At 56.3% G+C, this 14903-nt stretch carries 14 protein-coding genes; 10 read left to right on the top strand and 4 right to left on the bottom strand.

Features of this window, described 5'->3' with window-relative positions:
• Positions 1-20: 20 nt before the first annotated feature.
• Positions 21-2207 (bottom strand): esterase-like activity of phytase family protein, encoded by a 2187-nt coding sequence (locus J7400_RS02595; protein ID WP_209058659.1) that lies wholly within the window; start codon positions 2205-2207, stop codon positions 21-23.
• Between the two features lie 184 nt (positions 2208-2391).
• Here J7400_RS02595 and J7400_RS02600 point away from each other — a divergent pair, with 184 nt between their 5' ends.
• Entirely contained in the window at positions 2392-3171 is a 780-nt protein-coding gene (locus tag J7400_RS02600; RefSeq protein WP_209058661.1) for an alpha/beta hydrolase, read from the top strand.
• On the opposite strand, the gene J7400_RS02605 is transcribed toward J7400_RS02600, so the two are convergent.
• On the bottom strand, positions 3168-4139 hold the full coding sequence (locus tag J7400_RS02605) for a P1 family peptidase (RefSeq protein WP_209058663.1): 972 nt from the start codon (positions 4137-4139) through the stop codon (positions 3168-3170). The two genes, J7400_RS02600 and J7400_RS02605, sit on opposite strands and share 4 nt — an antisense overlap.
• A 213-nt stretch (positions 4140-4352) precedes the next feature.
• Here J7400_RS02605 and J7400_RS02610 point away from each other — a divergent pair, with 213 nt between their 5' ends.
• The 9 genes from J7400_RS02610 to J7400_RS02650 all read left to right on the top strand — a co-directional run bounded on the left by J7400_RS02610 (position 4353) and on the right by J7400_RS02650 (position 13209).
• Positions 4353-5561: an aminopeptidase P family protein gene (locus tag J7400_RS02610; RefSeq protein WP_209058665.1), complete on the top strand. Its 1209-nt coding sequence runs from the start codon at positions 4353-4355 to the stop codon at positions 5559-5561.
• 270 nt (positions 5562-5831) lie between these two features.
• Positions 5832-6908 carry a hypothetical protein gene (locus J7400_RS02615; RefSeq protein WP_209058667.1) on the top strand — a complete coding sequence of 359 codons (1077 nt, stop codon included), beginning with the start codon at positions 5832-5834 and terminating at the stop codon, positions 6906-6908.
• The gene (locus tag J7400_RS02620; protein ID WP_209058669.1) at positions 6905-7276 is read left to right on the top strand and encodes a hypothetical protein; all 372 of its coding nucleotides are present in this window, start codon (positions 6905-6907) and stop codon (positions 7274-7276) included. Before J7400_RS02615 ends, J7400_RS02620 begins: the two co-directional genes overlap by 4 nt.
• A gap of 139 nt (positions 7277-7415) precedes the next feature.
• On the top strand, positions 7416-8537 hold the full coding sequence (locus J7400_RS02625) for a hypothetical protein (RefSeq protein ID WP_209058671.1): 1122 nt from the start codon (positions 7416-7418) through the stop codon (positions 8535-8537).
• Positions 8538-8606: 69 nt separating this feature from the next.
• Positions 8607-10544, top strand: coding sequence for an ATP-binding protein (locus J7400_RS02630; RefSeq protein ID WP_209058673.1), 1938 nt, complete (start codon positions 8607-8609; stop codon positions 10542-10544).
• Positions 10544-10921, top strand: a complete 378-nt coding sequence (locus J7400_RS02635; protein ID WP_209058675.1) for a hypothetical protein — start codon at positions 10544-10546, stop codon at positions 10919-10921. The genes J7400_RS02630 and J7400_RS02635 overlap by 1 nt, the downstream gene beginning before the upstream one ends.
• 15 nt (positions 10922-10936) lie before the next feature.
• Complete coding sequence (locus tag J7400_RS02640; RefSeq protein WP_209058684.1) at positions 10937-12286, top strand: DUF6638 family protein; 1350 nt, start codon at positions 10937-10939, stop codon at positions 12284-12286.
• 3 nt (positions 12287-12289) lie between these two features.
• On the top strand, positions 12290-12547 hold the full coding sequence (locus J7400_RS02645) for a hypothetical protein (RefSeq protein ID WP_209058686.1): 258 nt from the start codon (positions 12290-12292) through the stop codon (positions 12545-12547).
• 11 nt (positions 12548-12558) lie between these two features.
• Positions 12559-13209 (top strand): DUF1523 family protein, encoded by a 651-nt coding sequence (locus J7400_RS02650; RefSeq protein WP_209058688.1) that lies wholly within the window; start codon positions 12559-12561, stop codon positions 13207-13209.
• Here J7400_RS02650 and J7400_RS02655 read toward each other — a convergent pair.
• Both J7400_RS02655 and J7400_RS02660 read right to left on the bottom strand, forming a co-directional pair.
• Complete coding sequence (locus tag J7400_RS02655) at positions 13206-14081, bottom strand: DmsC/YnfH family molybdoenzyme membrane anchor subunit (RefSeq protein ID WP_209058693.1); 876 nt, start codon at positions 14079-14081, stop codon at positions 13206-13208. The genes J7400_RS02650 and J7400_RS02655 overlap by 4 nt on opposite strands.
• Positions 14081-14842, bottom strand: coding sequence for a 4Fe-4S dicluster domain-containing protein (locus tag J7400_RS02660; protein WP_209058697.1), 762 nt, complete (start codon positions 14840-14842; stop codon positions 14081-14083). Before J7400_RS02660 ends, J7400_RS02655 begins: the two co-directional genes overlap by 1 nt.
• Positions 14843-14903: the final 61 nt, after the last annotated feature.

Genomic DNA, 14903 nt, shown 5'->3' on the forward strand with positions numbered 1-14903 from the left:
GTCTGACGGGGAGGATCAGATCAGTTGGCAGCCGGTTCGATGTTGCCAATGTTGAGGAACATGGTTTCACCAGAATGATCGTCCACACCGTCGTTGTCGGTGGAGGCAAAAGCGGTGCCGTCTTCCAAAATGGCTAGGCCTTCGACTTTATCCAGAACGTAGCCTCCGGTGGAGGTCAGATCTGGAAGGAGGTCGCGCACCAGAGTTTTGGTGACTACAGGCAGCTCACTGCCAAGAGGGGCAGGCACCATTTCAGACGCAGGCACGCGGTAGATTTTCTTGGTCACGGCACGGTGGTCATGTTGGTTGTCACGCTCCACGATGTAGACCCAATCGCCATGTGCCACGATTTCTGACAGCCCAACCCAACCAGTCGCGGGTTCGGCTTTTGGATAATGCACCGCGCCCCACTCTTTGGTTTCCAGATTATAGGCCACCAGTTTCACGTGGTTTTTCGGGTCATCTTTCCACTCCCGCTGCACCGCCATCCAGAGCGTGTCGTCAACTTTGGTGATGCCTTCAAAGCCAAAACGCTTTTCCACCGCCATCAGTTCTGCAGGAAGGCCAATCTCGCCTTTGCGGTCTTTGATCTTACCTTCGGCGGACACATGATAGATCGCATGAGGGATCACGCGGTCGGTGCGGCCTTCGGAAGCCACGTAGAAGCCACCTTTGCCATCCAGCGTGATGCCTTCCATATCGATCTTCTGCGCTGGGCTGCCGTTCTGACGGTGTACGCGGATCACATCAATGATGCGGGCTGGCGTCTGGGTGGTGTCGATTTTGAAGATGGAGGGCTGAAAGCCGTAGAAGCTGTCATTCACGGCCCAGACGATGCCGTTTTTGTCAGCGACCATGCCTGAGAGCGCACCCCAACCGATCAACTCGTCTGCACCTTCAGAGGTGAGATGTGGATAGGTTGCTGGCGCGTCCTGATATTCAAACAGCATCACATGCGCACGTGCGCCGCCATCTTCGATCAGGTCTTTTTCGTTGGCAGAGACCAACAGGTTGCGCTCTGGGATCGCCACATAGCCTTCCGGGCCAACGCCGGAGGGCAGCAGCTGTTTGAGAACTGGTTCAGCTGGATTGGTGACGTCATAGACACCGACAACAGAGGCGCGTTCCGCTCCAACAAACACATATGGCGTGCCGTTGAAGGTTGCGAAAGTCACACTCTCCGGCTCAACGCCTTTGCTGTCAGAGCGTTTGTCTGGGTAGTGGCCGATCTGGATGATGGCACGTTCAAAATCGGTGCCGCTTTCGTAGACAACGGTGCCGTCCTTGTGGAAAATCGTCCAGCCGCGGGAGCCGCCGTCCATGTCACCTTCGTTGGCTGTCGCGAAGTGATTGTCGTCAATCCACGCCACAGCGTCAGGCTCGCGCAGACGGCCCTCTTGGCTTTCGGTGAAGATCAGCGCACCACGCTCATCGGTCGCGTCAATGCCTTCAAGATCAACAGCTCCAGCGGAAAAATGGGAGATGACCTCGCCGTCTTTGGAGACAACCACCATGTGGTTGTTTTCTTGCAGGGTCACCACAGTTTCGCCAAGCGTGTTTATGGAGACATACTCTGGCTCTGGATCTTCTGGAGAGACCTCAGCGAGGCCGGTCATGTCGACCATACGCAGTGTGTCGCACGCCAGTGTGCCGTCTTTCAGTTCGACCATGGCCAGCATTCCGGCTGGCATTTGGCCTGTGCGGCCGTCACCTAGATCTTCGTCACGCTCGTTTTCAATGGCTACGGAGACAAAGCTTTGATCCGGTGCGATGGCGACGCTGTCGGGTTGTCCACCCAAATCACAAGAGGCTTTAACTGAGCCGTCTGCGATGTTGATGGCCTGAAGCACGCCGGATGGTTGCGTGTAGCTCTCGGAAGTGTTGACGCCAACAATGGCGAGTTCGCCAAGCACGCCAACGGATGTTGGCTCGCCTTCAAGAGCCACATTGCCGAGCGGCTTGGGAGCGGTCGGATCAGCGATATCTATACGGCCCAGAACGCCCAGCGGGCTGTCGGTGTATACAAGCGTCATGCCGTCCGCAGTGGCGGCGATAATTTCCGGGGAAGTCTCGCGCTTGGTGTCTTCACCTTCGGCCATGTTTTTGACCACTGGGAAAGAGGCTATGCGATTGAAGTTCATTTCTGCGGCGGCGTGACCTGCAGTCAGTGCCAAGGCCGACGTCAAACAAAGGCTGCGCAGCAACATTTGAAGTCTCCGTGTTGGTTAACGGCTTGCAGGTCGCACCTCTATATGACGCGGTGGCAACAGATCTGTGACAGATATGCGAAAGCCTGTTTCGAACGTCTCAGCTAAAAACTGGTTTGTGGAGATACGCCAGATCACGCAGAGTGGTGGCGAACTTGTGAACGATTTCGGGGGAGAGAGCGATATGGACTGGGATGATGCCTACGCCAATGCGGCTTATATCGAGGGGGCAGATGCCTATCCGCCACGTTGGTCTGAGGAGGCTGCCGCTTACCGAGCGGAGATGGCGGCGGAAATAGACGTCTCTTATGGAGAAGGCGCGCGGCAGTGCTTTGATCTGATCCGGCCTGAGGGCTCACTCAAAGGGTTGTTTGTCTTTGTGCACGGCGGCTATTGGCTGCGGTTTGACAAGTCTTTCTGGAGCCATTTTGCGCGCGCCGCCGTGGCGCATGGCTGGGCCGTTGCGCTCCCATCCTATGACTTGGCTCCAAATGTGCGGATTGCAGAAATCACAGCGCAAGTTGCACAAGCAGTGAATCGAGCGGCTGAAATGATTGAAGGTCCGATCATTTTGGCGGGGCATTCGGCTGGCGGGCATCTGGTGGCGCGGTTGACCTGTGAAGGTGTGCTCTCGGAGGCTGTTTCAAGTCGGATCACGCGTGTGGTGCCGATTTCACCGGTGTCTGACCTGCGTCCGTTGATGAAGACCGCAATGAATGCGGATTTGAAGTTGGACGCTGCGGAATGCGCTACGGAAAGCCCCGTGTTTGGAATACCGCGAGAAGGTATCGATGTGACTGTCTGGGTCGGTGCGGATGAACGGCCCGTGTTCCTGGATCAGGCACGCTGGCTGTCGGAAGCGTGGAGCTGTGATCTCTTTGTGGCGGGTGGCAGGCACCATTTCGACGTCATCGACGTTTTGGCGGACCCTCAGAGTGATTTTGCGCGGATGGCGTTTCGCTAGGGTCTAAAGCAGGGCACCGTATCACCCTCGGCCGGACGCGCATGCCAGACGCCTCGCGCAATGGCGCGGGCCAGACAGGTGGCTGCGGCATGGCCGAGCCAAAGGGTGTCGGCAACTTCTGCTTCGAGCGGCTTCGTATTTGTGCTGACGCCAAAAATCAGATCCCCGTCCATTGGGGTATGCGAAGGCACCAAGGCGCGGGCCATTCCATCGTGCGCAGCGGTGGCCATGCGTGTGCATTGTGCTTGGGTGAGGTCTGCGTCGGTCGCGACAATCGCAATGGTGGTGTTGTGGCTGGAAAGCTTGGTGTTTGGTAAGGTGGAGGGAGAAGTGGACACCAGACCCAAATTGCCAAACTCGCCGCCGATTTCCCAAGGGGACGCCCAGAAGTGTTGGCCGTCTGGAGATGCATCGCCAAGCGCGTTAACAGCCACCAGTGCACCCACTGTGTGACCGGACGGCAAGACCATCGATGCAGAACCCAGACCGCCTTTGTTGCTGGCCAGGGTGGCTCCGGTCCCGGCTCCACAGGAGCCCATTGCGAAGTTTTCGGACGCTGCGGCGAGCGCCTCCGCGCCGAGGTGTTTATAGGGATTTTCGGTCCAGTTTTTGTCCCCACCGTTGAGCAGGTCAAAAAGAATGGCACTCGGTACAATGGGGACGTTCTGATCGCCGACGGCAAAGCCATGTCCAGCGGACCTCAGGGCATCCGCTACGCCGGATGAGGCATCCAAACCAAAGGCCGAACCTCCCGAAAGAGTCAGCGCATCAACTTTCTGAACGGTTTTGTCAGGCGCGAGAAGGTCGGTTTCGCGCGTGCCCGGTGCGCCACCCATCACGCTGACACCGCAGGTGAAGGGAGCATCGCCAACCAACACGGTGGCCCCGGTCTTGATCACTGCATCCTGCGCATTGCCGACACGAAGCCCAGCCACATCGGTGATCAAGTTTCTGGCTCCGGTTTGCATCAGCGATCTCCTCTTTGCGCTCACAGTAGGCGCCTTGAATTTGGGCGCAAGAGGATCTGCGCGCGCCGACTGTTGGATTTTTGTTGCGTGAGGCGGTGTTCCTTTGGCATGACTTTCGCAGGCATTGGCGATGGCGTCGCCACATTCTGCGTGAGGAATGCGCCACACTCTTTACAGTCCTGAACGCCGGGACCTCTTTGATCGGAGGTCAACATGACATCACGTCCTGAATTTTATCGGTTTCATAATGGCGAGAAAGCGCCGTTGCAGTTTTCGGAGGCCGAATATGAGGCCCGCGTGGCTGGTCTGCGCGCGATTATGGTGGAGGCTGGCGTAAATGCCGCGGTTTTCACCTCTATGCACAATGTTTCCTACTACTCCGGCTTCACCTATTGCGCATTCGGGCGACCATATGCCGTGGTGGTGACACCGACAGACTGTGTGACGATTTCAGCGGGTATCGATGCGGGGCAGCCATGGCGGCGCTGCTACGGTGACAATATCACCTACACTGATTGGCAACGGGACAACTACTGGCGGGCGATCCGCTCGATCACTGGCGAGAGCGCAGTGATTGGTTATGAGGGGGATCACCTGACCCTGCTGCAGCAAAACAAGCTGAACAGTTTCCTTGCGCCAAAGAGTATGGTTGATCTTTATGAACAAACCATGCGGCAGCGTATGCATAAGAGTGCAGCAGAGATTGAGTTGATCCGCGCGGGCGCTGCGGTTGCGGATGTGGGCGGGTATGCCATTCGTGACGCTGTGAAGGCTGGCGCGCGCGAAATTGACGTTGCCATGGCCGGGCGGAACGCGATGGAGCTTGAGATCGCAAAACGTTTCCCAGGTGCCGAGTATCGCGACACTTGGGTGTGGTTTCAGTCGGGCATCAATACAGATGGCGCACATAACCCTGTGACGGGGCGTGTTCTTGAGCGTGGCGATATCCTGTCGCTCAACACCTTCCCAATGATCTCCGGCTACTACACAGCGCTGGAACGCACGATGTTTGTGGAAGAGGTCGATCCAGCGAGCCTTGCAATCTGGGAAGCCAATGTCGGCGCGCATGAGCTGGGGATTTCTCTGCTGAAACCTGGTGCGAGCTGCGCCGAGGTAACCGAGCAGATCAATGCCTTTTTTGCGGAGCGCGATTTGCTGCAATATCGCACCTTTGGCTATGGCCACAGCTTTGGCGTGTTGAGTCACTACTATGGACGCGAAGCCGGTTTGGAATTGCGCGAGGACATCGACACGGTACTGGAGCCGGGCATGGTGATTTCTATGGAGCCGATGCTGACGATTGCCGACGGGAAGCCTGGTGCTGGTGGGTACCGTGAGCATGACATTCTTGTGATCACCGAGGACGGAAACGAGAATATCACCGGCTATCCTTACGGGCCTGAGTTCAACGTGGTTGGATAATCTTGATGTCGCGCCTTACGGGGCGCGACAACTCCAAAGATCTTTGTCGAATTCTTGCTGTTAGGATCGTTGCCGCGGGTGCTTTGTTCGCCCTGGAACTGTATGGCAAGCACTAAAATCAATCGCCTTATAGCGGTATTAGTCGCCCTCTCCTCTTTTAATTAGCGTGCACATTTGCAACAGTTTGCCCGAATTGACTACAGAGGCGATGTAAATGGGCGTAACATTCCCCATATGCGCTTCAAGATATTAGAAAATAAGGGGTGTTTGATGGCGAATTTTGAAAGCCAAGTGCGCGAATCTCAGGCGCAGGTTGCGACGGCACAGAGCAAGATTGCGGAGTTGACTGGCCGCATTGATGCGGCACGTGAAAAGATGAAAACCGGCGATGATGTTGCGATCGATATCGAGAACGCAACGCTGGAAGACGTGCATGCCCATACCGAAGTGATGAACGCCAATATCGCTGAGCTGATCATGGGCCTTGACGATGTGACGGCGGCGTTTTCCAAAGACTTTGACCAGATGCGGGACAAAACCGGCTGGGAGAGTTTTGTGGGCATCTTTAGCCGCGGCAAATCAGAATCGATGCGGGCAGAGCGTATCAAGACCGCCAATATTGACGATAAGCTGCAGGATCTGATTGCGAAATCCGATGTAATCACCAAGCTACTAGAAAGTCAGCTGGCCGTGCTGGAAGAGCAGAAGGTGAAGGTTGAAGACAATCTCACCGAGACGCTAGATGAGCGCGAATTCACTGTGGGCGAGCTGGAAAACCTGCGTGCGGAGATCCTTGGTATGGATCCTCAGATCATCGCGCTGGAGAACAAGATTGCAGTTGAGCAGGACGCCGCCGCGCGCACGAAGCTTGAGACCGAACTGGCCGATCTGAATAAGGCCTACAATGAGTTGGTGCAACAAGAGCAGGTGAAATTGGCCAAAAGCCAGACGCTGGAGCGCTATATCGAGAAAGGCAAAACCTGGGTCGACAGTCTGCAAAATCAGGCTGCGACACAGATGGTGCTGATCAACAAGCTGCAGACCGACACAAGGCAGCGTGTGGTGCTGTATGACGCGCTGACCAAGTCGCTCAAGACTGCGCAGCAGCAGGACATCGCGCACCGCATCAACGAGATTGGCGTGGAAACCGACAAAGAGGCGCAGGCCTCCATGGCCGCAATTGGTACAGCCACCAACCAGCGCATGGCGGATATGATGGAAGCCCATGAGGAACACATGGTCTTTGCACGTGATGTTTTGGCGGCCAAGGCCAAGGCGGATGAACGCTTTGCCCGACGGTTCCAGAAGATCGTCGAGAAGCACGACAAGAACCTCTATGGGGCATGAGTTTCGGCGCGCAACTTTCTATCACTGCAGTGATTGGTCTCTTGAGTGCCGCTGGCGCATTTGCGCTCACTCAATTGAGTATCGAACCGTCATCGTTTCCGATGTTTTTTGAAGTTGAGGAGACAAGGACTATAGCGTTTTTTATCCTCCTGACGCTGTCGGGAGTGACTCTATTTTTGGGAGTATTCGTAAGATGGGGCGTGCGGGCCTTTGTTCAATTCGAACTTTTGCCGCATCGTCGAAACATGAAAGTTAAGCTGTCCTACAGTGATCCTTCCTTCTTTCAATATAGTTTGGTGGAACCTCCATTCGCTCCGGCTTGGCAATGGTTTTTACACGTCGATGCAAACGGTAGGACACGCCACTGAGGTTGGCGCGAATAGAAGTGGATGGAACAATGTTTGCCTACTTAAATCCGCGTACGCCTTCGGAAAGATGGTCCGCCTGCCACGAATCGAAATCTGAGTTGGTCACGATCCGTGACACAGGGTGTCTCGGAGAAGGAAAATGAACGACACAACCAAAGACCAAAACGCCCTGATGGATACCCGCGTATCTCGTCGCTATTTTCAGAAGTTTGCGCGGATCACGGAGCATTTGACGCAGGTGGCTGCGACACGTGAGGCGGAGGGGGAGATGCGCGCCGATGAGGTGAAAATCCTCACGCGTTATCTGGCCGCGATTGGCTACACGTTCAAAGCGCTGAGCATGAAGTACCTGCTGGTGGGGCGGCAGACCGGGCAGTTTTTCGGCAGCCTTGCAATGGATGCCGTCGAAAGCGGCTTTCCGATGTTCAATGAGCTTTTGGTGATGGCCAATGATGCCCAGCAGGCAGAAAGCCATTTGCGCAATATGCCGGATGCGGAGACGCTGAAGAACGACATGCTGCGCACCATTATCGGCGATCAGGAGATCCCAACCAGGCTGCAATTCGCGCTGAGCCAGCGGCTCTATTATGAGGAGCTGCTCAAGGGAGAGTTGTTCTGGGCGCAGAACCATCCTGAGGTGCTGTGGCTGGGCAATCTCTCTGAGCGGCGGCGCAAGTTCCTGCTGTATTGGGCGGTCTATGACAGTCAGGTTAATCTGCCGACGATCTACCTCATGGAGCTAGAGGACACCGGCAAGCGGGCCTTGGCCAAGGATGAGAGGCGCTGGCCAGAGGTGCAGGCGCATCTGATGGCGCAGGCGATGGCGGGTTTGAAACTTTTGACAATTGCCAAGGGCTTTGATGAGAGTTTTGATGATTTGCACCCCAAGCGCCTGCGACGCCTGCATGTGGGGCCGATGTATTCCAGCGCTTTCACACGGCAGAGCGGGCCAATCCGCGATGTGCTTGAGGCGGCACGGGCACCGGAAGGGGAAGACTGGGCATTGGCTTGGACCACTGAGGAACTGCTGAGCGAAGACGTAAAGTCAGAGCGCTCTGGCTGGTTTGGTACGGTGGAGCGGCAGATCTTTGCGCTCGACCCTTTCGCCGGGCGAGGGGCGGACACAGGTGCCACACGAATGGAGCGCTCGATTGTTTTGCCGCAGCGGCCTTTTCAAGCGCTGGAAGAGCTGAACCCGCCGGGATTTGGCAGCGTGAACAAATATGTGGTGAGCCCGCAGGGGCGGGTGCTGAGGTATTGATTTGGCCCTGCAGGCCAAGCCTGCGGCGTGAGCATTTTTGGCAGAATGAAGTTTGGGGTGTGACCTAGTATGAGCCTGACAAGTGATCAGATGGAGCTGCGAGAAGAGGATATTCGCAAGCACTATGAGGCCGCAGCGCAGATGCTTGCAGGCTTTGACCACACGCCGCGTATTGCCAAAGGCAAAGACATGGTACCGGCGGCGGAACGCTCCAGTGGGATCGGCACACGGCGGCGGTTTCGCTCGACCACGCCGGGTTTGGTGACACGTTCAACTGCGCGACCCGAGGGGGTGCATCTGGTGGATCGCATCGAGGGCGCAGGTGTGGAAGACCCGCTGGTGTCGCCGGTGCAGGCCAATGTTTTGCACGCTCTGCGGCGGGCGTTGGCGATTGCCTTGGCGGTTGGAGAGAATTTTTCTGAGGCGGCGGGTCTGGCCGATCTGAAGCGAGACAATCTGGCGGGCAGTCTTAGCGCAGATAAGAAGACGACGTTCTCTGAGCTTTTGGCAGCGGAAGCACTGGCCGTGAGCTATGTGTTTGCCAATGCGAGTGCTTTCCTACTCGCGCCGCATCTCGCCGAAACGCAGGTTGAGGTGGGCGAGGTCGAAGAGATCCTGACCGACAACGCGCAGCTGGCGCTGCATGGCGCACTTTGGGAGCTGGATCAGGACATCGCCACGCTGGTCAGCAGCGAAGATCGCTTGGTCGCCTGTGTCTGCGCATTTTCCGAGCAGTTGATGGAGAAGCTGGCCCTACGTGCCCAGAATGCGCCACGACTGGGCGCATTTGTTGGCGCGAGCTGGAAGGTTGAAGCGGATGATCTGACGATCAACGGGTTTACGCCTGCGCGCGCGGCCAAAGGCTCCGCGCTGACCATGAGTTTCAAAAAGCCCAACGAGGTCGTGGGCAACCATATCGCCAAATATCAGGCGATGAAGCTCGCTAAGATGCTGATGGCCTATGATTTCGAGCGGCGTATGAATCCCTTTGCCGAAATGGGGGGATTCATCTTTACCTTCATGGGCGATGGCGCGCCGGGGACGGGTAAAACCACGCTCATTCAGATGATGGCGGGGATGATCCACGATTATTGTCAGGTGGCGGGTTATGCTTTCCGCTATCAGAATTTTGGCATCGATAATATCGACAGCTATCAGGGCAAATCGGGCCAGAATGCCAAATCCTTTGTGGCCAATGTGCTGGACCCGCAGGTGATTGGCTTTGGCACGATTGATGACATTGACCAGATCGCGGGCAAACGCGGAGACCGGCAGAGCTCGGCCGGGCAACAGGAGGTCACAGCTGTCTTTATGGAGGCCTTTGCCGGGGCCAATACGGTGGTGCGCGGCAACTGTACTTTTGGGATGTTTTCCAACTACCCCGAAAATGTGGATGACGCGCTGCGCCAGCGGGCAGGGGCGCGGTTTCTGGTGGATGGGCCGCAGACGCGGGAGGATTACATCGACATCCTCGCGCTGTTGATGGGCAAGAACCATGACATTGCGCTGGGCGATCACGATTTGTTTGAAGCGCAGGCCATTCAGAAAGCGGTGGCCGCCAGTTTTGAAAGCCACAACCGCCCCCATGAGGAAGGGCTGCTCAACGTGTTTGAGCGTGTTCAGGGGCAAGTCGGTGATCTTGATACGATTGCCAAGATGGGCACCTATCTGAAGGCCATTCAAGAGGCCGACCAGCGCTTCACGGGACGCGCCATCAAGAACATCACTGACGCGGTGAAAGTGCGGGCGATGGATTTTGAATTGCCCGACGAATGGATGGAGCAGCCCGAGCTGTTCCTGACAAAGGACTACGACACCAAAAAGGCGATGATCGCGGAGCTGCGTGTTCCGATCACCACCGAGATGGTGGTGCAAGAGATCAACCGTTATGCCGATAGCGAGTTCCGCTATGCCGATAAGTCCGACGAGGCGGCGATAGAGGCCATGGTGCGCGACATGGGCCGCACTGAGGCGGCGAAACAGCGCTATCTGAAAGGCAAAACCTGATGTTTGTGATTGATACAATTGGGTTCTGGAACACTTTGGTGCCATTGGCCGTGTTGGGGTTACTGGCCGTACTGCTGCCGCGGGTTTTGGTGGATCGCGAAACGCGCTCACATGGCAAGCTGCTGCATGGCATCGCGCTGACTGCGGCATTTCTGGTGGCATTCGGTTTCATGATCTCCATCGCCGTCACCCAGATGCGCGGGTTTGAGGCCGTGGGGCATTTTGAGATTGATCCGCTGGGCGCGGCATGGGTGCATGTGCGGCTGTCGCTGATGACCGGGATCGTCTGGGGACCGATTTTGGGGCTCGTATGGTTTAGCCAAGCACAAGGTGTTGAGGCTCGGCGCGGACAGGATATCGCGGCGGGGGATCGGTGATGGTGGAGAGCAAGAATGCATAGATTGATCCAACGCGGCCTGATGTTTGGCAACCTGATTGAGGTGGCTTCCCCGGTTTTGGTGGAACGCTACAATCGCGCATTGAAACATCTGACGGGCAAAACCAGCGGCCTCAGCGATTTCCACGTCGATATCTCAGGTTATAGCCCTGAGATCGGCGACGAACTCGATGATCATCTCTACTTAAATCACGGCGGCTGCAATCGGCAGTTCATCCTGTTGACCACAGATCAGAAAACCGCGCCGCTCCTGAATGCGAAGTTTTCGACCAGTCGCGATATTCTCCGCCACTTTATTGAAGAAAATGAACAACAACTCTTTGCTCTGACCGCCCGAGATGCAGTGGCAGGGGAACTGGTGAATTCGGTGTTTTCTGTGAGCGAGCCAAGCCGCCTTTTGGACATTCGGCAGGTCACGATTGAAGCGGACACTACGGCAGGCACGCTGCGCGATGCTGCAAAGCTTGGGGCGCTGGCGGATCGGTTCAAACAGGAAGAAGACGGCTGGTTTGATGATGTGCTGATCGCGGATATGATTACGCTGGCCAAACGCACCGGTGACGTGACGCGCAATCCGGTGACTCTCAAACATATGGCGTTTGATCAGCTGGACTATTGGACCGCGCATTTTGGCGGCGTGTATTTGTTCCGGGGCGTGGATCATCCTGCGGTGATCGCCGCGCAGGACAGGTCCACTTTGCGGAAGCTGTCTGTCAAATACTGCTTTGATTTTTCCGACCGCAATCAGATTGCCAAATTTTTGGATTTGAACGGCTTGGCGGAGCCGATTGTGAAAGCGCGCGGTGTAGATGGCGTTGCAATCCTGCGCCAGAAAATGGATTTTATCGTCGTGGATGCGGCGCAGGATGCGGGCGTTGATCTGACAGGGGCAACCCGCAGTGACATTCGCCGCTTGGCGCGTGCACATGCCGAGGCTTTGCCGCCGGAGTATCACGCGCTTCGCGAAATCGTGGCCTGGGCAGAACACAATGGACCCTGGCCTAAAATCACCAGCGATCACCCAGCCTATTTCTACACATTGCGTGCCACAGATACGGATCAATCGGATCTTGTGAACATGTTGCTGTCTGAGCTGGCGCCAAAGGACATTCGCCAACTCTTCATCTGCCACAAAGAGGTATTTTATCGTCTCTATCAGGGTTGGTCAGAGACCAAGAAGAGCTTTGTCGCGGATTTTCTGGAACGTGAGTATCAGGTGGACAAGGCGGGGGCGCGAGAGGCGCTGTTTGGGCATGAGCTCCCGTTGGAGATGCCGCGCGTGCGGCGGCGCGCCAGCGAGGATATGATCGCGCGGGTTGGCCCTTGGGGTGCGGTGAGGAGGTAGAAAATGCCACGATTGATCGTTATCGGCTTCGTCGTGCTGACGATTATCTATGTCTGCCTGTCGCTCTACAGCCGTGCGGTGCGGCGCTCTAAGCTGCGTGCAGAATGGGACGAAGAGGGGAAGACAGGTGACAAAGACGCATTTATCGAACAGGGGCTGCAAGAGTATGATGGCTCTTTGCGTCGAAAACTGATTTTGGGTGTTTATATTGTACCAGTGACCTGTGTTGCGATCCTTATCTATGTCATCAACTTCATGTAGAGGCGGCTTAAATGGTTTATGTAAAATGGATTTTCCGGATCCTGTTTTGGGGCGGTTTGGCAGCCTGGTTGCACTATACGCTGCCGCAGCATGACGTTGTGCGCCTTGTTGGCACCTATGAAGAACGGCAGGAGTTGGGCGACTGGACACGGATTTTCTGGTCCAAGCCTGACACGCAATCAGAAGGGCTGATCAACCGCGATGTGCAGTTCTTGCAGGGCTTTGATGGCAAAGACAAAGCGCGTGTGTACCGCAATGAGGATACCGGCTGGAGCTGGCCACCGTATTTCAAATTTGACACGGCGAACCTTTACACTGAGGCCAATGATGCGGTTTCGACCAAGGATGCACCGGAGTGGGTAGTGATCACCCATTACGGCTGGCGCAATGAGTTTTTCTCTGCCTTTCCAAATGCGGTGTCTATCAAGCCAGCAACCGGGCCGGACATGCGTATTATCCCTTGGTTTAATATCATATTCTTGACGCTTCTGGCAGCGCTTTTCTGGGCGATCTATGTGCGGTGGCGGCGGTTTCGCGAGGCACGGATTGATCCTGTTTTGGATGATGTGGCGGACAGCTGGGATGCAGCTGGGGACAATATTACGGAAAAACGTGGTCGGTTCCGCGCCTGGCTTGATACCTGGCGCGGGAAGGCGCGTTAACGCATGCCGTAGTAGAGGCCGACGACGTGCTCGGCCTCTGCAAAGAAGAGCCAACGCGATGTGGCTACGCCTGCGATATGGCTGAGCACAGCGACGGCGGCCAAGATGTGGCTGAAAGGCAAAAGCGCCAATATCACCAGAGGCAACGCAAAGGTCAGGACAAAGGCGATCACACGCAGCTTTTGAGCGTGCTTTCGGCCGATGATGTAGATGAATTCCTTGACCAAATAGTTCGGCGCGGTGTGCGGATGCGCCATGGAGCGCACCGTGCCGCGTTCGCCTAAACCAGTTGCAGTTCCCATGTCTGTGCCACTGTCTTTGAGGGCATTGTCACCGCGCAGCCACCACAGGATTTGGATCGCCGCGGCTGCGGTTAGTAAAGCAATGGCGATCGTCGTGCGGCCTGACAACAGTGTCCCGCCAGCCAGTGAAAAACTGAGGTAAAGCGCTGGTGTCAAAGGGGTTTTCCAACGGGGGACCGTGTCGAGCTGCGCGTAGATCATCGATGTGGTGAAGACGGCGAGCAGCGAGAGCAGTGCTCCAAGCCAGCCCAGAAAAGCGATATGGGAGGCGAAGAAGATCAGGCAGAGCGCATATAGCCCACACACGCAGAGCGCGGCGACTGCGCAGACACCTTCGCGGCTGAGCCAGCTGGTCCGCCATTGGCTGAGCGCACGCCAGGCGCGTTCCGGATGGCCAAGGTGGAAGGTGGAAGACAAAAGGCCACCCACAGCAAGAGCAAAGCCTATGAAAAAGAAGGCAAAAGCCACGCCTCCGGTAGGTGGGGTAAGGTCAATACCAAGCCAGAATAGCAAGCCGAAGCCGAGACCGGAGAGAGTGGAGAAGATGATAACGGATGGGGCGGGATGCATCAGGCAGTGCCTCCGGGCAGTTTATCAAGGGCTTTGTCGAGCCAGCCGAGGAAGCCGGTTGGCTCCTCTGCAACGGGGTCCAAGAGTGGGGCCAGAAGGCTTTGATCGTCCCAAGAATCCTTGAGGCGTGGAGGCAGATATTTGTTCACGGGCTTGGTGCCCATTTCCGGCATGAGGTCAAACCCGCCTCTGCTTTCAACAAGTTGGCTGACATCTGAGTTCGGATCAGAGAGGTCGCCAAAGTGGCGGGCACCGGCTGGGCATGTGCGCACGCAGGAAGGGATTTGATCCTCTTCCGGCAGGTTTTCATTGTAGATACGATCCACGCAGAGGGTGCATTTCTTCATCACCCCTCCTTCTTGGTCCAATTCACGCGCGCCGTAGGGGCAGGCCCAGGCGCAGAGACCGCAGCCGATGCAGTGATCCTCGTTGACCAAGACGATACCATCCTCGACGCGTTTATAACTGGCTCCCGTGGGGCAGACGGTCACACAGGGCGCATTTTCGCAATGTAAACAAGATTTTGGGAAGTGGACGGTTTGGGCGCTGCCTTGCTCTGGCTGAACCTCATAGCTGTGTACACGGTTGAGGAAAGTGCCCATGGGCTCGGTGCCATAGGGGCGCTGATCGCTGAGGGGCGCGCCGTAATTTTCGGTGTTCCAGCCTTTGCAGGAGATCACGCAGGCATGGCAGCCGACGCAGGAGTCCAGATCGATCACGAGGCCGAGTTTGCGGTCGGTTTGGGTGGGGAGATCAGTCATGTTTTGACCTCTGTATTGCGTCGGTATTGCGGCTGTATCGCGTAGGTGCGGATTCTCGGTT

The sequence above is a fragment of the Shimia sp. R9_2 genome (genome assembly GCF_017743735.1).
GTDB lineage: Bacteria > Pseudomonadota > Alphaproteobacteria > Rhodobacterales > Rhodobacteraceae > Shimia.